Source organism: Xanthomonas sp. WHRI 8393 (assembly GCF_040203315.1).
Taxonomy (GTDB): Bacteria; Pseudomonadota; Gammaproteobacteria; order Xanthomonadales; family Xanthomonadaceae; genus Xanthomonas; species Xanthomonas arboricola.
On sequence record NZ_JBEGGL010000001.1, the window covers coordinates 1278138 to 1296874 of the forward strand.

16 protein-coding genes are annotated in these 18737 nt (G+C 67.1%); 8 read left to right on the top strand and 8 right to left on the bottom strand.

Annotated elements, in window-relative coordinates; translation table 11 throughout:
• Positions 1-55: 55 nt before the first annotated feature.
• The 6 genes from ABQ137_RS05540 (at position 56) to ABQ137_RS05565 (ending at position 6921) form a co-directional block, all read left to right on the top strand.
• Complete coding sequence (locus tag ABQ137_RS05540) at positions 56-1117, top strand: SPOR domain-containing protein (RefSeq protein WP_349781433.1); 1062 nt, start codon at positions 56-58, stop codon at positions 1115-1117.
• Positions 1118-1341: 224 nt separating this feature from the next.
• Positions 1342-2088 carry a CvpA family protein gene (locus ABQ137_RS05545; protein WP_016902227.1) on the top strand — a complete coding sequence of 249 codons (747 nt, stop codon included), beginning with the start codon at positions 1342-1344 and terminating at the stop codon, positions 2086-2088.
• 30 nt (positions 2089-2118) lie between these two features.
• The gene (gene purF / locus ABQ137_RS05550) at positions 2119-3585 is read left to right on the top strand and encodes an amidophosphoribosyltransferase (protein WP_016902228.1); all 1467 of its coding nucleotides are present in this window, start codon (positions 2119-2121) and stop codon (positions 3583-3585) included.
• Between the two features lie 265 nt (positions 3586-3850).
• Entirely contained in the window at positions 3851-4654 is an 804-nt protein-coding gene (locus tag ABQ137_RS05555; RefSeq protein ID WP_503021189.1) for a ferritin-like domain-containing protein, read from the top strand.
• Positions 4655-5112: 458 nt separating this feature from the next.
• On the top strand, positions 5113-6366 hold the full coding sequence (locus tag ABQ137_RS05560; RefSeq protein WP_349781436.1) for a zinc-dependent metalloprotease: 1254 nt from the start codon (positions 5113-5115) through the stop codon (positions 6364-6366).
• Between the two features lie 135 nt (positions 6367-6501).
• Positions 6502-6921, top strand: a complete 420-nt coding sequence (locus ABQ137_RS05565; protein WP_349781438.1) for a hypothetical protein — start codon at positions 6502-6504, stop codon at positions 6919-6921.
• A 252-nt stretch (positions 6922-7173) separates the two neighbouring features.
• On the opposite strand, the gene lpxH is transcribed toward ABQ137_RS05565, so the two are convergent.
• From lpxH to ABQ137_RS05605, 8 genes are all read right to left on the bottom strand, one after another.
• Positions 7174-7917: a UDP-2,3-diacylglucosamine diphosphatase gene (gene lpxH, locus ABQ137_RS05570; RefSeq protein WP_016902232.1), complete on the bottom strand. Its 744-nt coding sequence runs from the start codon at positions 7915-7917 to the stop codon at positions 7174-7176.
• A 156-nt stretch (positions 7918-8073) separates the two neighbouring features.
• Positions 8074-8616 (bottom strand): phosphatase PAP2 family protein, encoded by a 543-nt coding sequence (locus ABQ137_RS05575; RefSeq protein ID WP_024938413.1) that lies wholly within the window; start codon positions 8614-8616, stop codon positions 8074-8076.
• Positions 8597-9733 (bottom strand): glycosyltransferase family 4 protein, encoded by a 1137-nt coding sequence (locus tag ABQ137_RS05580; RefSeq protein WP_349781440.1) that lies wholly within the window; start codon positions 9731-9733, stop codon positions 8597-8599. Before ABQ137_RS05580 ends, ABQ137_RS05575 begins: the two co-directional genes overlap by 20 nt.
• A gap of 216 nt (positions 9734-9949) precedes the next feature.
• The gene (ppx, locus tag ABQ137_RS05585) at positions 9950-11470 is read right to left on the bottom strand and encodes an exopolyphosphatase (RefSeq protein ID WP_024938415.1); all 1521 of its coding nucleotides are present in this window, start codon (positions 11468-11470) and stop codon (positions 9950-9952) included.
• Between the two features lie 63 nt (positions 11471-11533).
• Positions 11534-13636 carry a polyphosphate kinase 1 gene (gene ppk1 / locus ABQ137_RS05590; protein WP_349781442.1) on the bottom strand — a complete coding sequence of 701 codons (2103 nt, stop codon included), beginning with the start codon at positions 13634-13636 and terminating at the stop codon, positions 11534-11536.
• Between the two features lie 122 nt (positions 13637-13758).
• Positions 13759-15087: a phosphate regulon sensor histidine kinase PhoR gene (phoR, locus tag ABQ137_RS05595; RefSeq protein WP_039523856.1), complete on the bottom strand. Its 1329-nt coding sequence runs from the start codon at positions 15085-15087 to the stop codon at positions 13759-13761.
• Positions 15088-15164: 77 nt separating this feature from the next.
• Positions 15165-15854, bottom strand: coding sequence for a phosphate regulon transcriptional regulator PhoB (gene phoB, locus ABQ137_RS05600; RefSeq protein ID WP_002806631.1), 690 nt, complete (start codon positions 15852-15854; stop codon positions 15165-15167).
• A gap of 173 nt (positions 15855-16027) precedes the next feature.
• Entirely contained in the window at positions 16028-17674 is a 1647-nt protein-coding gene (locus tag ABQ137_RS05605) for a M48 family metalloprotease (protein ID WP_054590957.1), read from the bottom strand.
• Positions 17675-17822: 148 nt separating this feature from the next.
• Between ABQ137_RS05605 and grxC the strand changes: the two genes are divergently transcribed.
• Positions 17823-18131: a glutaredoxin 3 gene (grxC, locus tag ABQ137_RS05610; RefSeq protein ID WP_016902239.1), complete on the top strand. Its 309-nt coding sequence runs from the start codon at positions 17823-17825 to the stop codon at positions 18129-18131.
• The gene (locus tag ABQ137_RS05615; protein ID WP_046345833.1) at positions 18128-18523 is read left to right on the top strand and encodes a carboxymuconolactone decarboxylase family protein; all 396 of its coding nucleotides are present in this window, start codon (positions 18128-18130) and stop codon (positions 18521-18523) included. The genes grxC and ABQ137_RS05615 overlap by 4 nt, the downstream gene beginning before the upstream one ends.
• Positions 18524-18737 lie beyond the last annotated feature (214 nt).

The window sequence follows — 18737 nt, forward strand, 5'->3', positions numbered from 1 at the left end:
GCTGCGGCCTTATAATCGCCGCGGCACCCCGCCACGCCGCCTCTCGTCTCTCTACGTGGATACTGCTCTGAAACAGCGACTGATTGGCGCCATCGTTCTGGTGGCGCTTGCCGTGATCTTCCTGCCGATGCTGGTCAAGGGCCCTGCGCCGTCGAGCGGCGTGGCCGATGTGCCGCTGGAGGCGCCTGCCGCACCGGCCAATGGCGAGTTCGAAACCCGCGAATTGCCGCTGGTCACCCCGGGCGATGCGCCGGCCGGTGGCGCGCTGGGCATGCGCGGCGCCGCCTCGGCGCCGGCTGCGGTGCAGGACAACCCGGACGCGGCCGATCTGGCCAACCCGTCCAGCGCGCCGTCGGCGCCTGAGGTGGCGGCCGGCAACTACGCGGTCAACTTCGGCGCCTACGCCACCAGCGCCGACGCCGACGCGGTGCTGGCGCGGCTCAAGCAGGCGCAGCTGCCCGGCTTCAGCGAAAGGACCCAGATCAACGGCCGCCCGGCCTGGCGCGTGCGCGTGGGGCCGTATGTCGACCAGGCGCAGGCCGAATCGGCGCGCCTGCAGGCGGTAAAGGTGCGCAGCGACGTCAACGCCCAGGTGGTGACGCTGGATGCCAACGCCGCCGCGCCAGCGCCTGCAGCCAGCACACCGACGCCGGCACCGGCCCCGACCCCGGCCGCAAAACCCAGCAGCAGCGTGGCCGCCGCCAGCACCGCCGCACCGACCAAGACCGAAAGCCTGCCGCCAGAGCCGGCCAAGCCGGTGGCCGCCGCGCCCAAGCCCGCTCCGGCCAAGCCGGAGGTGGCGAAAACGGAGCCGGCCAAGCCCGAGCCGACCAAGCCGGTCGTCGCGGCGCCCGCCGCGCCGGCAGCCCCTGCGGCCAGTTCGGTCGGCTTTGCGGTGCAGCTGGGCGCCTTCGGGCGCGCCGAAGACGCCGACGCCTTGCGCGACCGCGTGCGCGCCGCCGGTTTCAGTGCCTTCGTCGAACAGGTGCGGACCGACAAGGGCGCGCTCAACCGCGTGCGGGTCGGCCCGGTGGCCAACCGTGGCGATGCCGAACAGTTGCGTGCGCAGGTGGCGGCCAAGGTCGGCATTTCCGGCATGGTGCGTCCGCATCCGTAAACGACTGCGCCGCCAACCGGCGGGCGCGGTACATGCCGGAGATCGGCATGACGGTTGGTTCGCTACGCGCAGTGCGGCTCGTCCGCAGCCCGCCCGATCGCCGCTTGCGTGGTATCGCCAGCGGCGAGCGGATTTCCTGATCGCCTCACACCCATGGAGGGGAGCGCAATGAACACCGAGCCAGGTTGGACCAGCGGCGCACGCGCCGCGCGGAGAAGTGGGCAATGATCGACATGGTGCTGGGCGTCATCATCCTGGTGTCGGCCCTGTTGGGCCTGCTGCGCGGATTTGTCGCCATCGTGGTCGGCACGCTGTCGTGGTTGCTGGCCGGCTGGGCGACGTTCCAGTTCGGCGGCCCGGCCGCGCGCTGGATCGCCGACGGCAAGCATCCGTCGGCCACCGAATCGTTCGGCGGCTACGCGATGGTGTTCGTCGGCGTGCTGATCACCGTGGCGGTGATCGGTATGGTGATCCGTGCCGGCGTGGATGCGGTGCGCCTGGGCGGGATGGACCGCATGCTCGGGTTCGGCCTGGGCCTGGTGCGCGGCGGTTTTCTGGCCAGCGTGCTGGTGCTGCTGATGAGCTTCACGCCGCTGCCGCGCGAGCCGTCCTGGCGCCAGTCGATGCTGATGCCGATGCTGTCGCCGGGCGCGAGCTGGATGCGGGCGCAACTGCCGGCCTGGCGGATGCCGTCGATGGACATGCCATCAATGGAACTCGGCAACTTGCCAACGGAGTTGGGGAAGTTGCCTTCGGCAGGCGATAATACGGACCTGGGCAAGGCGCTGTCCGGGTCCGGTCTGAGCGACACCATCACGCGTGCGCTCGGGCAACCCGGCAAAGCCGCCAGCGACGGACGCGATCCGGCGCAGGCGATGCCGGCCAATATCGATCCGGCGCAGGTTCGCGGCGGAGAAAGCGACCCGGCTCGGGTTGAGTCCCAAGGCCAGGCACGGCCCCCTTCACAGTAACGGCGCAAGCCGTAGCGGAGAACGCGCACCATGTGTGGCATCGTCGGTATTGTCGGCAACCAGAACGTCGCCGGGCAGCTCTATGACGGCCTGACCGTCCTGCAGCATCGTGGGCAGGACGCCGCAGGCATCGCCACCGCAGACGGCACGCGCCTGCGTGTGCAAAAGGCCAACGGGCTGGTACGCGACGTCTTCGACGAAAAGAAGATGGCGGTGCTGGAAGGCCGGGTCGGCATCGCGCATTGCCGCTACCCGACCGCAGGCTCGGAAGGCATGGACGAGGCGCAGCCGTTCTACGTCAACTCGCCCTACGGCATCGCGCTGGCGCACAACGGCAACCTGATCAACACCGAGGCCTTGCGCCAGCAGGTGTTCGAAGCCGACCGCCGCAACATCAACACCGATTCGGACAGCGAAGTGCTGCTGAACGTGTTCGCCTACGAGCTGGACGCGCAGCGCATGCTGACCCCGGAAGCGGCGATCCGCGCGGTGGCCGGCGTGCATCGCCGTTGCAAGGGCGGCTATGCGGTGGTCAGCGTGGTGCTGGGCCTGGGCCTGGTGGCCTTCCGCGACCCGCATGGCATCCGTCCGCTGGTGCTGGGCAAGCGCGAGCATGCCGAAGGCACCGAATACATCGTTTCCTCCGAATCGGCCGCGCTGGACATCCTCGGCTACCAGCGCGTGCGCGACGTGCGCCCCGGCGAGGCGATGGTGATCACCGCGCGCGGCGAGCTGTTTTCGGAAGTCTGCGCTGCGCCAACCGTCAACGCGCCGTGCATCTTCGAGTACGTGTACTTCGCGCGTCCCGACTCGATGATCGACAACATCTCGGTGCACAAGGCGCGCATGCGCATGGGCCTGAAGCTGGGCGAGAAGATCCTGCGGCTGCGCCCGGACCACGATATCGACACCATCATCCCGATCCCGGACACCTCGCGCGATGTGGCGCTGGAGATGTCCAACGTGCTCGGGGTGAAGTACCGCGAGGGCTTCGTCAAGAATCGCTACGTGGGCCGGACCTTCATCATGCCGGGGCAGGGCGAGCGGCAGAAATCGGTGCGGCGCAAGCTCAATCCGATCCACCTGGAGTTCCGCAACCGCGTGGTGCTGCTGGTCGACGATTCGATCGTGCGCGGCACCACCAGCCGGCAGATCGTGCAGATGGCGCGCGATGCCGGTGCGCGCAAGGTGTATCTGGCCTCGGCCGCGCCGCCGGTGCGTTACCCCAATATCTACGGCATCGACATGCCGGCGGCCGAAGAACTCATCGCGCATGGCCGCAGCGAGCTGGAAATCCAGGAATTTTTGGGCTGCGACTGGCTGATCTACCAGGATCTGGAAGACCTGGAAGTGGCCGTGCGCGAAGGCAACCCGGACATCCAGCAGTTCGATTCCTCGTGCTTCAACGGCGAGTACATCACCGGCATCGAACCGGGCTATTTCGAACGCATCCAGCAATTGCGCTCGGACGATGCCAAGAAGCGTCGCCGCGCGTGAGGCAGTGCGGTAGCGCTGCAGCTCGGCGCTACCCAGACGTGGCCTAGAGCCGCAGTGCCACGCAGGAGTACCTGCGTGGCGATCGCGCGATTTGATTGCTGCCGATCGACAGGCGGGTGCGCTGCGCTGGTTCGATAGTGGCGCCAGCCGCTGGTTGTACGCAGATCGCACCTGCGACGGCTGCGTAGGGATCTCGATCGCCGCTGCAGATCGAAGCGCCAGTTGTCGATCTGGCGGCTACCGCAACGACGGAGTGATGGACACGATGGATCTTCTGCAAGCCGCACATGCCTGCCTGCAAGCGGCCGATCCGCTGGAGAAGGTCGCGTTGACGCAGCGACATGCGGCCGCGTTCCGCGCCGGTGCGTTGCCGTTGCCACCGCCGCAGGCGGCGCATCCGGAGCCGATCCGCATGCCTGGCCGACCTGCAAGGCCGGTGCTGGTGCATCCGCGCGAGGTGCCGCGGCGCGGGCTGGGCAACCCGGAAGGCCGCGCCGCCTTTATCCACGCCATCGCGCATATCGAGCTCAACGCCATCGACCTGGCCTGGGATGCGGTGTATCGCTTCCGTGGGTTGCCGGCGGCGTTCTATGCCGACTGGGTTGGCGTGGCCGACGACGAATCGCGCCACTTCATGCTGCTGCGCGCGCGATTGCATGCGCACGACCACGACTACGGCGACTTCGCCGCGCACAACGGCCTGTGGGAAATGTGCGAGAAAACCGCACATGACGGCCTGGCACGCATGGCGCTGGTGCCGCGCGTGCTGGAAGCGCGCGGGCTGGATGTGACACCGGCGATGATCGTCAAGCTGCGCTCGCTCGGCGATACCGCCACTGCCGAGGTGCTGGACACCATCCTGCGCGAAGAGGTGGCGCATGTGGCGGCCGGCTCGCGCTGGTACCGCTGGTATTGCGCGCAGGCCGGCATCGAGCCGCGCGCGCGCTTCAAGGCGCTGCTGCACGAGTACGCCGGCGGTTACCTGCATGGGCCGTTCAATCTGCAGGCGCGGCTGCTTGCCGGCTTCGATGAGGATGAACTGGCCGATCTGGTGGAGCAGGCCGGCTGAGCCGCCGGTGGTGAATGTGTGGGCGGGCTGCAGTGCGCGATCTGTCGATCGCCATTTGCGGAGCAGATATCGAGTTGGCTCGCACCGACGCCACGCTGGGTGAGGCGCCTTGCAGCCTCGCTCATGAAGTACCGAGCGCATTGCGCGGCAGAACGATCGCAGCGCACTGGGGCAATGCGCATCGCATCCCTTCGTCATGACATCGTGCCCCACGCCTAGCTAACGCCAAACGCGACAGGCCATCTGCGCGGCAACGCGCGTTCGATCACCGGACTGTGCGCTGGGTCCTCCCGCACAGCTGCCGGAATCGCATCCATTCAACGGCAGACATCACAAAACCGTAATTTTCTTTTGTAACAACTTGCAATCGGCACGGACCGACGCGCCTTAATGGCGTCCCGGGGGCAGGGGCCCGGTGTTTCACATCCGTTACTTCCATGTCTAAGGAGAGAGAGACGATGAAGTCGAAGTCGATGTGCACCACGGCGGGTCTGATCGCCATGTGTCTGGCCGGTTCGGCCGCCGCTGCCGGCAAGCCGCTGTATCAATCCGGCCCTGCGCTGAGCCGCAGCGCGAGCGCCACCGCCACTGCCGAACCCTCGTTGCAGCGCCTGCTCAGCGCACCGTCCACCGCCAACGCGCAGGTGGTCCAGCTTGATGCAGGTGCCGTCACCGCTTCGGAAAAGCTGCTGGAATTGCAGCTGGACGGCCAGACCATCACCGCCACCCAGGCCAAGGTCGATGCGTTGGAAGGCGGCGATAGCGTGTGGTACGGCAATCTCGGCACGGGCGCCGGCACCCGTGCCCGCACGCTGTCGGGTGTGGATCCGCTGAACTCGGCCATCCTGGTACGCAGCGGCGATACCGTCACCGGCACCATCCGCTACGCCGGCAAGCTGTATCGGCTGCGGCCGCTCGCCGATGGCCGCCACGTGCTGGTGCAGGTGGAAGAAAGCCGCCTGCCGCAGGAACACCCGGCCGAATACAGCCTGCTGCCGAAGATCGACATGCCCAGCGACGGGCGCTTCACTGCGGCCGCCGCATCGTCGGGCAGCCCGGCGACCATCCGCGTGCTGGTAGTGGCCACCAATCAGGCGGTGACCGCCTACGGCGGCAACATGCAGTCGCTGGTGCAACTGGCAGTGGCCGAGGCCAACCAGGGCTACATCAACAGCAATGTCGGCATCACCTTGCAGCTGGCGCGTTACGAGACCACCAGCTACAGCGAAACCGGCAATTTCACTACCGACCTGCAGCGCTTCCGCGTAACCAACGACGGTTACATGGACAGCATCCACACCAGCCGCAACACCTATACCGCCGATGTGGGCGTGATCGTGTTGAACAACAGCAGTTACTGCGGCCTGGCATCGGGCATCGGCTCCACCGCGGCGACCGCGTTTGCCTCGGTGTACTGGGATTGCGCCACCGGCTATTACAGCTTCGCGCATGAAATCGGCCATCTGCAGAGCGCCCGGCACGACGCCACCAACGACCCGAGCACCTCGCCATATGCGTACGGGCACGGTTATCGCTACGGCAACAGCTGGCGCACCATCATGGCCTACGACTGCAGCAGCAGCTGCCCGCGCCTGAACTACTGGTCCAACCCCAACATCAGCTACAACGGCGTGCCCATGGGCAACGCCAGCACCGCCGACAACCAGCGCGTGCTGGTCAACACCAAGGCCACCATCGCCGGCTTCCGCTGAGGACCAAGCCGATCGTTCCGTCGTCGGGCCCGGCACGCAGGTGCCGGGCCTTTGCCGCTACACGCAGGCGCAGCGATCGCGCAGACTAGAGGCACTGCCGGCAGCTGCCGGCGTGTCCTGCGGAGCGGAGCACCCATGTCCAAGTCCCTGCGTTATGCGGCGCTGTGCCTGGTCGCGCTGGCAGTTGCCGGCTGCAAACAGCAACCTGCCGACCCGGCCCCTGCGCCACCCAAACCGGCGGTGTCCGCGCCGGCAGCCACGACCGCCAACGATGCCCGCGCCCGCGCGCTGGATGTGCTGGAAACCCGCCTGCAGAACGACCATTTCTATGCGGACAACTGCATCAGCATCGTCGACGAAGACGACGCTGAGCCCGCAGCGGATGCGTTCGACTTCGCAGTGCGCGAGCGGCATGGCAACGAGTGCCCGGGCGATCCGCAGACCAACCCGGTGCGCGATCGGTTCCGCGTGCAGGCCGATGGTACGGTGCTCTGGTACGACATAGTCAACGCCGACTTTGTCGACTACGCCGAACATGCGCGCAGCATGCAGTGAGGCTTCTGGAGACTGCAGGGACCGTGCGGTTGCGTATCAGCAGGCTGGCGCGATCAGGCGTGCCGACAACGCGTCAAGCTGCATTCCAGCACGGGTGAACAGCACACCGAGGGCGCGCAGGCATGATCTCGAAACCACGGCGCTCACCTGCAGACGGAGCGGCACGTGCCCATCGCGGTCTGTCGCTTGCAAACGGGGTCCGGGCGAGCGGCCTGCGCCGAGCTGGCCGCTCGCTAGCTGCTGACAGCCACGTTAAAGCGGCAACTGCTCCAGCGACACGCCGTCGGCATCCACATGCAATACCGAGCCTTGTTCGTACCAGTCGCCCAGCACGATGCGCGTGCAGGTCTGGCCGCCGGCCTGCAGGGTGTGGATTGCAGGGCGATGGGTGTGACCATGGATCAGGCGGTCCAGGCCATACCGCACGAAGGTGGCCTCCACCTCGGCCGGGGTGACATCGGTGACGGTCTCGAAGCGCGATTGGTCGCCCTGCTTGAGTTCTGCATGACGCGCCTGGCTGGCAGCGCGCGCCTGCTGCGCGAAGGCCACCCGCGCGGCCAGCGGCTGCGCCAGGAACTGCGCCTGAAAGACCGGATCGCGCGTTTGCGCACGGAACGCCTGGTAGGCGGTGTCGTCGGTGCACAGCAAATCGCCATGCATCAGCAAGGTCGGATGCCCGTACAGATCGACCACGGTGGGGTCGGGCAGGATGCGGAAGCCCGCGCGTTGCGCATACGCCTCGCCAACCAGGAAGTCGCGGTTGCCCGGCATGAAGAACACCGGCACTCCGCTATCGGCCACCGCATGCAGCGCCACGGCCACCGCATCGGCAGCGGTCGATGGCGTGTCATCGCCGATCCAGGCTTCGAACAGATCGCCAAGGATGTAGAGCGCGTCGCTACCGGGCACCTGCGTGCGCAGGAAGTCCAGAAACAGCTCGGTGATCGCCGGCCGGGCCGGATCCAGATGCAGGTCGGAAATGAACAGGGTCGTCATCGCGCCATTGTACGGCGGGAGCGCGGCACGGGAATCGGGAATCGGGAATCGGGGGAGCGTTGCATCGCGGAGCGAGTGCCGGGTGAACGGCTGGCTGCGGCAACGAGAGGATCGCTGGCCTGGTCGGGCCAACGCAGCGATGACAGGGCTTGCTCCTTACCCCAACAACACCGGCAATCCCCACAGCGACAGGCTGGCCAGCAGCACGCCGATCGCGGTGGCAGCGAGGACATCGCTGGGATAGTGCAGGCCCAGCACCACGCGCGACAGCGCCACGCCGGCCGAAAACGGCACCAGCAGGGGCGCCAGCCACGGGTAGTAGGCCAGTGCCACGATGCTGAAGGACACCGCGTGCAAGGTGTGGCCGGACGGAAAACTGAACTCGTCCAGCGGCGCCACCCAGGCGCGGATGCGCACATCGGCCGCATACGGGCGTGGCCGACGCGTCCAGCGCTTGAGTGATTTGTACAAGGTCAGCGCGAGCACGCCGGTGGCGGCCATGTGCGCAGATGCGCGCACGCCGTCCATGCCGTCGAGCAGCACCAGCAAGCCCATCAGGCTGTACCAGAACACCCCATCGCCGAGCCGGCTGATGGTGGCGAATGCGCGCCGCACCGGGTGGCGCCGGCACCAGTGGTTGGCGCGCCGGCACCAGCGCGCTTCGTGACCGCGCAGAAGTTCAAGCCGCGTTGCCGACATAACGCCCCCGTGCCGCAGTGATGCCCATCAGCAAGGCCTCGAAGTCGGAGACCACGTTGTCCGGATGCAGTTTCTTCATCGCCTGTGCGGCCGCCGCACCCAGGCGCTGGCGCATCGCATCGTCGTCGGTGAGTGCGACGGCCGCCTGGATGAACGCCTCGTCGTTCTCCACTGCCGCACCGCTGTGGCCGCTGCGCAGATACTCGCGTGCGGCGCCGTAGTCGAAGGCCACGGTGGCCACACCACTGGCCATCGCCTCCAGGGTCACATTGCCGAAGGTCTCGCTGCGGCTGGGGAACAGGAACAGATCGCCGCTGGCGAAGTGGCGCGCCAGCGCCTCGCCGCGCTGGATGCCGCAGAAGATGAAGTCCGGATTCTCGTGCGCGATTTTTTCGCGTGCCGGGCCATCGCCCACCCAGACGAAGCGCGCCTTCGGGCGGATCTGCTGCAGCTTGCGGAAGGCGCGAATCGCCAGCGGCAGATTCTTTTCGTTGGCGATGCGTCCGACATAGATCGCGGCGAAGCCTTCGCCCTCGATGCCCCATTCGGCACGCAAGGCCGGATCGCGCCGGGCCGGATCGAACTGCTGGCTGTCCACCGCGCGTGCCAGCAACTGCACGCGCTCGAAGCCGCCGTCGCGCAGGAACTGCTGCAGCTCGCGCGTGGGCACCAGGGTGGCCTCGGCCTGATTGTGGAAGCGGCGCATCCAGCGCAGCGCAGTACCCTGCAGCCAAGCGGCACCGTAGTCGGGCAGGTATTCGTCAAAGCGGGTATGGAAGCCGGTGGCGACCGGAATGCCGAGCCGGCGTGCCGCACGCATCGCCGACCAGCCCAGGGGGCCTTCCGTGGCCACATAGACCGCATCCGGTTGCGTGATTTGCCAATGACGAACGAGGCGTTGGGTTGCCGGCAATCCGAATTTCAGTCCCGGGTAGCGCGGCAGCGCCGCGCCGCGCACCAGCAGGGCGGTGGCCGCATCGGTATCGCCGCTCTGCCGTGGACGCACCACGTCCACCTGGTGTCCGCGTGCGCGCAGGCCGATTTCCAGCCCGTGCACGGTCAGCGCAACACCGTTGACTTCGGGGGGATAGGTTTCGGTAACGATCGCGTAGCGCATGCCCGTCCTCCGGTTTTCGCTAGCTTCCGGGAGGGCGATGGCATGGATGTTGCGCGGATAAGTCGCGGCGGTGACAAGTGCGACGGGATTAGGAATTCGGGATTGGAGATTCGCAAAAGCGGCTTTTGCGCATCTGGGCGAACACGCAATACATTACGTGCCGCGGTCAACGAATCCCGAATCCCAAATCCCAAATCCCGCCTGAGGCCGCAGGCCTCAGGTCACAAACGGTTTGAACGCGATCCCCAGCCCGGCCATGCTCTCGACTTCGCCGATCAGGTCGGCGCGCAGCAGCGGGCGCGAGTCGATCCAGCTTTGCGACAGGATCAACGACAGGCGGGTGTCATCGGCGGTGAGTTCCAGGGTCGGAATCGGGTCCGATTCGTGGGCGCGATGGAGCAGCACCGCCAGCCGCAGCAGCGCGGCCTTGCGTCGGGTGGGCAGCAGCAGGCGGTCCGGCAGCGCATCGAACGCGGTCTTGGGCACGTTGCGCCGGTGCGTGCGCACCAGCGATGCCAGCACCTGCTGCTCCTGCCGCGAGAAACCGGCGATGTCCGAGTGCTCCAGGATGTAGCTGCCGTGCACGTGATACTGGCTGTGCGCGATGATCAGGCCCAGCTCGTGCAGGCGCGCAGCGCGGCGCAACACCTGCGCGTCGTCGCCATCCAGCTGCCAGGATTCGCAGACCTGGTCGAACAGCCGGCAGGCAGTGGCTTCCACGCGCTGCGCCTGCACTTCGTCGATGCCGTAGCGCTGCACCAGCGAAGCCACCGAGCTGTCGCGCGGGTCGTTCTCGCCGCCGCGGCCGAGCATGTCGTAGAGGATGCCTTCGCGCATCGCCGCCTTGCTGACCATCAGCTTCTCCAGCCCCAGGGCCTGGAACGCCGCTTCCAGCACCAGGATGCCGCCGGCGATGATTGGCCGCCGCTCGGCGGCCAGGCCGGGCAACTGGATATCCTCGATGCGCTTGGCCTTGAGCAGTTCATCGCGCAGCGCCGGCAGCGCCTCGGCGGTGATTGCGCCCTTGGTGAGCTTCATCGCCGCACAGATCTCGCCGATGGCCTTGTGCGTGCCGGACGAGCCGATCGCCTCGTGCCAGCCCAGCGCCTTGTACTGATTGGCGAACTGCTGGAATTCGGTGCCGATCTCGGTCAGCGCATCCTTCCATTTCTTCTTCGACAGCTTGCCGCCGGGAAAGAAGCGGCGCGTGCTGGCGATGCAGCCGGCCTGCAGCGATTCGCGTTCCAGGGTCTGGAATCCGCGGCCGATGATGAACTCGGTCGAGCCGCCGCCGATGTCGATCACCAGCCGGCGTTGATCGGGCTTGGGCGGTTGCGCATGCGCAACCCCGAGATAGATCAGGCGCGCTTCCTCGCGTCCGCTGACGACTTCGATCGCATGCCCGAGCGCGGTTTCGGCCGGCATCAGGAACGCCTGCGGCGAGCGCAGCTGACGCACCGTGTTGGTGGCCAGCGCGCGCACGCGCAACGACGGCACTTCCCGGATGCGCTGGCCGAAGCGCGCCAGGCATTCGAGCGCGCGCTGGCGCGCTTCGTTGGAGAGGCCACCCTTGCCATCCAGGCCGTCGGCCATGCGCACGGTTTCGCGCAGGCGATCGACCACGCGCAGCTGACCCATCAGGTAGCGCGCAATGACCATGTGGAAGCTGTTGGATCCTAAGTCGATGGCGGCGAGGAAATCGCCATCGCGCAGGGGCGGGATCGTGGGGGAGGGCATTGGCATGGGCGCATGGTAGCTGATGGGCCGTTGGCCCCGTGAGGGGCCACGCCCGCGCCGCTTTCAGATCCGCTCGAGCAAGGTCATCTGCGCCGAATGGGCCGGCTCGCCAGGGCCTGGTAGGCGTTTGTGATAGACGCCGTCGGCATCCAGCTCCCAGGCGTTGACGTTGTCGTCCAGGTAGTTCTGCAGCACTTCGCGGTAGACGCGCTTGGCCAGATCCGGGTCCAGGATCGGGAAGCAGGTCTCCACGCGCCGCAGCAGGTTGCGCTCCAGCCAATCGGCGCTGGCGCAATACAACTCTGCCGCGCCATCGTTGCCGAACCAGTACACGCGGCTATGTTCCAGAAAACGCCCCACGATTGAGCGCACGCGGATATTGTCGGACACGCCAGGAACGCCCGGGCGCAGCGTGCAGGCGCCGCGCACGATCAGGTCGATCTGCACACCGGCTTGCGAGGCGGTATACAGCGCACGCACGACCTGCGGCTCGTTGAGGGCATTCATTTTGGCGATGATGCGGCCCGGGCGGCCGTTGCGGGCCAGCCGCGTTTCGCGCTCGATCCGCTTCAACACGCCGGCGTGCAGGGTGAAGGGCGACTGCAGCAACTGCTCCAGCTTCATGCGCGGGGCCAGCCCGGACAACTGCTGGAACAGCATGTGCACATCGTTGCCGATTTCCACATCCGCGGTGATCAGGCTGATGTCGGTGTACAGGCGCGCGGTGCCGCTGTGGTAATTGCCGGTGCCCAGATGCACATAGCGTTTGAGCTTGCGTCCCTCGCGGCGCACGATCAGCAGCATCTTGGCGTGCGTCTTGAAGCCGACCACGCCGTACACCACCTGCACGCCGGCTTCCTGCAGCTTGTCGGCCAGGCCCAGGTTGGCCTCTTCGTCGAAGCGCGCGCGCAGCTCCACCACCACGGTGACGTCCTTGCCGTTGCGCGCGGCCTGGATCAGCGCATCGACGATCAGCGAGTCCTTGCCGGTGCGGTACAGCGTCTGCTTGATCGCCAGCACGTTCGGGTCGACCGCAGCCTGGCGGATCACGTCCAGCACCGCGGTGAACGCATCGAAGGGGTGATGCAGCAGCACATCGCCCTTGCTGACGATCTCGAAGATGCCGTCGTTGTCGCGCAGGGTGCGCGGATTGAACAACGGATACTTCAGTTCGGGGCGCTGCACCAGATCGTAGACCTGGGTGACGCGGCTCAGGTTGACCGGCCCGACGATGCGGTACACCGCGTTTTCGTTCAGGCCGAAGTTCTGCAGCAGGGTGCGCATGATCGGCGCCGGGCAGTCGTGCGCGATCTCCAGGCGCACCGCCGGGCGATAGCCACGGGTGACCAGCTCGTCGCGCAAGGCCAGCGCCAGGTTCTCGACTTCTTCCTCGTCCACCACCAGCTCGGAGTTGCGGGTGACGCGGAACTGATACGAGCCCTTGACCTGCATGCCGGGGAACAGCTCGTCGACGAACTCGGACAGCACCGAGGACAGGAACACGAAGCTCTGCGCGCCCTCCGGCGACAGGCTCGCCGGCAGCTGGATGATGCGCGGCAACGAGCGCGGCGCACGCACGATGGCCAGATGACCGGCGCGCCCGAATGCGTCCTGGCCCTCCAGCACCACCACGATGTTCAAGGTCTTGTTGAGGATCTTCGGAAACGGATGCGCCGGGTCCAGCCCCAGCGGCGACAGCACCGGCATGATCTCGTTGCGGAAGTACGCCCGCAGCCAGCGCTTCTGACGCGAGGTCCAGGCCGTGCGGCTGAGCACGGCCACGCCGGCATCTTCCATCGCCGGGCGCAGCACTTCATTCCACGCGTGGTACTGCTGTTCGACCAGCTTGGCGGCGCGGTCGTGCACCGCGTTGAGGATGGCGGTCGGGCTCAGGCCATCCGGTGCCGGCGGCAGGCCGAACTCCTGCGCATGCCGCACGGTGGCGGCGCGGATCTCGAAGAATTCATCCAGGTTGGTGCAGGAAATGCACAGGAACCGCAGCCGTTCCAGCAATGGCACCTGCTCGTCCAACGCCTGTGCCAGCACCCGGAAATTGAAGTCCAGCTGCGACAGTTCCCGGTTGATGTACAGCGCCGGATCGCGCAACGGATCGGTGGCGATGTCCTCGGAAGGTGTGACGTCGTGCAGTTCTTTGGCGTGGCCCATTGGAATCGGTCATCAAGACGGAGATGGTGTGCGGCGTGGCAGCGCGCCAGAGGCAGCGCAGGCGATGTAGCGCGTCATGCGCGCGTGCATCGCACCGCGGTGCGGCGCGCACCTCTTACATATCACGCCGAACGTGACAGTGGCAGGGACTGATCGCGCTGCACGACGCGCGCAGCGACAAAATGGCATGAGAATTCGCTCCCGCGTCCGACTTCGCTTTCGATTTCCAGACGCGCCTGGTGCAGTCCCAGGATGTGCTTGACGATCGACAGCCCCAGCCCGGTGCCGCCGCTCTCGCGCGAGCGGCTGCTGGAGACGCGATAGAAGCGCTCGGTGATGCGCGGCAGATGCGAGGCGGGAATGCCGTAGCCGGTGTCGCGCACCGCCAGGGCCGCGCCATCGCCTTCGCGCACGAAGCGGATCGTCACCGTGCCGCCGCCGGGCGTGTAGCGCACCGCATTGGTGACCAGGTTGGAGAAGGCGCTATGCAGCTCCTTGTTGGAGCCGAGCAGGTCCACGCCGGCCTCGTCGAACACTTCCACGGTGTGGCGGCCCTGGCTGTGCGCTTCGGCCTCGCGCCGCAGCGTCGACAGCATCGGCGCCATCGCCACGTGTTCCTCGCCGAGTTCTTCCTGCGATTCCAGCCGCGACAGCGTCAGCAGGTCTTCGACCAGCTGCGCCATGCGCTGCGACTGCTTGCGCATCTCGGCCAGCATCGGGCCCGAATCGGGAAAGTCTTCCGGGTCGAGCATGTCCAGATAGCCGTGCACCACCGTCAATGGCGTACGCAGCTCGTGCGAGACGTTGGCCACGAAGTCGCGGCGCACCTGCTCCAGCCGCAGCAGCTTGCTGACATCGCGCGCCACCAGCAGCCAGTAATCGTCCGAGTAGGGGATCAGGCGCAGATTCAGGCGCAGATCCGGATCCACCGGCGAGGCGGCGTCGAGCATGGGCTCGGCGTTGCGGCCGGCGGCCAGCCAGTGCGCCAGCGGCAACGGCTGCAACCGCTCCACCACCGACACGCCCATGTCGCCCGGATGATGCAGCCCCAGCAGTCCGCCCGCGGCCCGGTTGAACCACTGCACGCGCTGGCTGTTGCGATCCACCACCACCACCGCATCCGGCAGCGCCTGCGCGGCGGCGCGGTAGGTGCGCAGCATCTCGATCAGGCGACGCTTGCGCGCGCGCATTTCGGCCTGGCTGCGATAGAGCAGGCGATCCAGCTCGTTCCAGGCGCCGATCCCGGCGGCGGGCTCGGCACGCTGGCGCGCGGTCAGGCGCTGCAGCACCTGGCGCAGCCGCCAGTAATGCCAGGCCAGCACCCCCAGCGCGGTCAGCGTCAACGCCATCCACACATGCTCGATCAGCACGCCGACCAGCACGGCAGCGCCCAGCAACAGCGCGAGAGTGCCGAGCGTCTTGAGCCAGGCGGAACGGATATGTTGAGGCATGGAAGGCGTTACCACGGAGCGTCAGGTGGGCGTGCGAGCCAGCCCAGCGGCAGGGCCGACCGGCTGTGCGGCAAGCACTAGGTTGCCGAAGAGAAACGGTAGCCCGAGCCACGCACGGTCTGCACCATGTTTTCCAGGCCGAACGGTTCCAGCGTCTTGCGCAGGCGGCGGATGTGCACGTCGATGGTGCGCTCTTCCACATACACGCTGCCGCCCCAGACATGATCCAGCAGCTGGGTGCGGGTATACACGCGCTCGGGGTGTGTCATGAAAAAGTGCAGCAGGCGGTATTCGGTCGGGCCGATCGGCACCGGCGCATCGCCGGCGAACACCCGGTGCGCGGCGCCATCGATACGCAGGCGGCCCACGGCCACGCTGCCGTCCTCGTCGTCCTCGCGGGTGCGGCGCATCACCGCGCGGATGCGCGCCAGCAACTCGCGCGCCGAGAACGGCTTGACCACGTAATCGTCGACCCCGGCTTCCAGGCCACCGACGCGGTCGTTCTCTTCGCCGCGTGCGGTCAGCATGATGATCGGAATCTCACGGGTCAGCTGTTCCTTGCGCCAGCGCCGTGCCAGATCCAGCCCGCTGGTGCCTGGCAACATCCAGTCCAGCAGGATCAGGTCCGGCACGCGGTCGGCGATGGCGGTCTGCGCCTCGCGGGCATCGCCGGCATGGATGGGTTCGAACTCGCCTTTGCGCAGCGCGAACGCCACCATGTCGCGGATCGCGGGTTCGTCGTCGACGATCAGAATGCGTTTTTGCACGCGGGGCTTACCGTCTGGCTTTGGTTGATCGCCAGTAGACTACGGTTTTGTGACTCTAATGTGACATGCCTGACGACAGCCGCCGCGGCCAAAGCGGCCTGTGCCGCTGGCAGGCGCGGTGTTGAACCCGTCGACACACGCCTGAATGACCATTGCGCCAACCGTCACATGCGCTAGCGCGTCGACAGATCCGGGTCGCGGATGCCTTGCCGGCGCAGCTCCAGCACGGTCGGCGTGATCGCTGCGATGCGTGCATCCACCCGCGCCCGTGTCACATAGTCGAGATCTTTCTTCTTCAGCGCTTCCAGCTGGATCAGCGCCTGTTCCGGGCGTCCGTTCAAGTACGCAGCTTCGGCATAGGCCTCGCTGGCGCGCAGATGGTCGCCGGACAGCTCGCAGGCGCGCGCGTAGGTCTGTTGCAACAGGGGATCTTCGCTGCTGCGATGCAGGAGCGGCTCCAGCACCTGGCGCGCGCGCTGGCCGGACTCCTTGCTGGCCTGCTCGTTGAGCGCGCCGGCATAGGTCAGCGCCACCGCGCGGTTGTTCGGCAGTTGCTTGAGCAGCGCGTCGAAACGCGCATTGGCCACCTCGCGCTGGCCCACCCGCGCCTGCGCCTCGCTCAGCCCCAGCGTCAGCCACAGGTTGTCCGGGTGCGTTTCCAGCAGGCTGGTCAGTTCGGCCACCGGTTCACTGGGCCGGCCGCCGCTGTTGCGCAGGCGTGCCAGCGCCAGCCCGTAGCGCTGCGCATCGGTCAAGCCGTGCTTGGCACTGCGGCGTAGGGTCTCGTATTCGCGGATGGCCGCATCCGGCGTGGTGGCACTGAGCACGCGCAGGCGTTCCTTGGCCCAGTCGAAGTTCTGCTGGTCGCCGCTGCGGCTCAGCGCATCCACCGGCAGCCGCAGCGCATACGGCAGCAGCGCATTGCCGTTGCGGCTCAACGGTTCGGACAGCGACGGGTCGGCCGGGTCCACCCGTTCCTGGCGCGTGCCGCCCGGCACCGAGGTGGTCAGCACCACGGTGTTCTTCTTCATCTGCTCGGCGCGCGCCTTGGCCTCGCTGATGCGGGTGACCGTGACCGGGTGGGTCTGCAGAAAGTCCGGCGCGCTGTAGCCGCCTTCGTTGGCGCGCATCGCCACCGACATGCGCTCGAAGAAGCCGGCCATCGCATCCACGTCGTAGCCGCTGCGCACCAGCGTGCGGATGCCCAGCCGGTCGGCCTCGGATTCGTTGGAGCGGGTGTAGTCGATCTGGCGCTGCTGCATCAGCCCCATCGCACTGGTGATGCCGGCCATGGTGGCATCGCCCTTGGAATTGCCGCCGGCCTGTTGCGCGGCGACCACCGCTGCCAGCATGCCGAGCAGGATCGGGATCTGGTCGCGCTGCGCCCGTTCCACCCCGCGCAGCACATGCTGCTGGGTGACGTGGGCGATTTCGTGCGACAGCACCGCGGCCACCTCGTCCTCGCGCTCGGCGGTCAATACCAGCCCGGCATTGACCGCGATATAGCCGCCCAACGTGGCGAAGGCATTGATCTGGCGGTCGCGCAGCATGAAAAACGTAAACGGCTGCTGCGGCTGGTCGCTGTTGGCGCCGAGCCGGGTGCCCATGGTCTGCAGCCAGTCGGTGATCAGCGGGTCGTCCAGCACGTAGTCGTAGTTGCGCAACTCGGCCAGCATCATCTTGCCGTACTCGGCCTGGCGCGCCGGGGTCAGCAGCTCGCCGGCAGAGGAGCCGATGTCGGGCAGGCGGTTTTCCTGCGCGGGTGCCACCCCGATGGCAACGGCCAGCGTGAGGGCGGTGGCGAGCGGTAGCAGGCGCAAGTGGAACTCCCAGGTGGTGCGCGGAGCATGCGGGCAGCACGGCGCGATGGCGTGAATCATCGGTTAATCCACAGTGTTGCGGTGACGACATGGAAATTCCAGTCGCCCGGTACCATTGTCAGACCTCAGACCAACCACGGAGTTTCCCGTGAGCCAAGATACCAACGTCCAGGATGCGGCCAGCGGCCCGCAGATCACCCTGTATTCCTCCGCGATCTGCCCGTACTGCGTGGCGGCCAAGAACTTCCTCAAGAGCAAGGGCCGGACCTGGACCGAGGTGCGCATCGATCTGGACCCGGCCGAGCGCAACAAGATGGTTGCGCTGGCCAAGCGCACCAGCGTGCCGCAGATCTTCGTCGGCGACGTCCATGTGGGCGGCTACGACGACATGATGGCGATGCACCGGGCCGGCAAGCTCGAGCCCTTGCTGGCCGGCAACACAGGCGGCCAGGCATGAGCGAGACCGGCAGCGGCAGCGACGACCGGCTGCGCGAGTTCACCGAATTCCGCCAGCGCATGAACCAGCGCATCCTGGCCGAGCCTAACCAGGTGGTGCGCCGGTTCTTCGCGCTGGACACCCAGACCTACCAGGCGGGCGCGCTGGACGTGAAGACCAAGGAACTGCTCGGCCTGGTCGCCTCGATGGTGCTGCGCTGCGACGACTGCATCAGCTACCACGTCGCCCAGTGCAAGGAGGCCGGCGTGACCCGTGAGGAATTCTTCGAAACCTTCTCGGTTGGCCTGGTGGTCGGCGGCTCCATCGTCATCCCGCATCTGCGCCGCGCGGTGGACTTCCTCGACCAGCTCGACGGCGGCGCCCCGGCACCGGAGCAGCACGCGCACGGGTGAGTGGGGCGGGAGTGGGGAGTGGTAATTCGGGATTCGTAACGGCGGGCGAGGGCGCGTGCCGCCTGTTGTTGGCGGCTTTGCGTTGGGGTGGTCCGATTTGGGCACCGGCCGCTGGCTGGGACGGCAGGTGCTTTCAGGCAGCTGCACCGAAGTTGTGCCTGCAGGCGGTGGTACGCGCGGCCGTTCGCTGCACCGAATGGCTGCCGTGCGCATC

What these genes read in the sequence shown, in the direction of transcription:
- ABQ137_RS05545 (WP_016902227.1), top strand. Translation starts at nt 1,342, where the DNA reads ATGATCGACATGGTGCTGGGCGTCATCATCCTGGTGTCGGCCCTGTTG.
- purF (WP_016902228.1), top strand. Translation starts at nt 2,119, where the DNA reads ATGTGTGGCATCGTCGGTATTGTCGGCAACCAGAACGTCGCCGGGCAG.
- ABQ137_RS05555 (WP_503021189.1), top strand. Translation starts at nt 3,851, where the DNA reads ATGGATCTTCTGCAAGCCGCACATGCCTGCCTGCAAGCGGCCGATCCG.
- ABQ137_RS05560 (WP_349781436.1), top strand. Translation starts at nt 5,113, where the DNA reads ATGAAGTCGAAGTCGATGTGCACCACGGCGGGTCTGATCGCCATGTGT.
- ABQ137_RS05565 (WP_349781438.1), top strand. Translation starts at nt 6,502, where the DNA reads ATGTCCAAGTCCCTGCGTTATGCGGCGCTGTGCCTGGTCGCGCTGGCA.
- lpxH (WP_016902232.1), bottom strand. Translation starts at nt 7,917, where the DNA reads ATGACGACCCTGTTCATTTCCGACCTGCATCTGGATCCGGCCCGGCCG.
- ABQ137_RS05575 (WP_024938413.1), bottom strand. Translation starts at nt 8,616, where the DNA reads ATGTCGGCAACGCGGCTTGAACTTCTGCGCGGTCACGAAGCGCGCTGG.
- ABQ137_RS05580 (WP_349781440.1), bottom strand. Translation starts at nt 9,733, where the DNA reads ATGCGCTACGCGATCGTTACCGAAACCTATCCCCCCGAAGTCAACGGT.
- ppx (WP_024938415.1), bottom strand. Translation starts at nt 11,470, where the DNA reads ATGCCCTCCCCCACGATCCCGCCCCTGCGCGATGGCGATTTCCTCGCC.
- ppk1 (WP_349781442.1), bottom strand. Translation starts at nt 13,636, where the DNA reads ATGGGCCACGCCAAAGAACTGCACGACGTCACACCTTCCGAGGACATC.
- phoR (WP_039523856.1), bottom strand. Translation starts at nt 15,087, where the DNA reads ATGCCTCAACATATCCGTTCCGCCTGGCTCAAGACGCTCGGCACTCTC.
- ABQ137_RS05615 (WP_046345833.1), top strand. Translation starts at nt 18,128, where the DNA reads ATGAGCGAGACCGGCAGCGGCAGCGACGACCGGCTGCGCGAGTTCACC.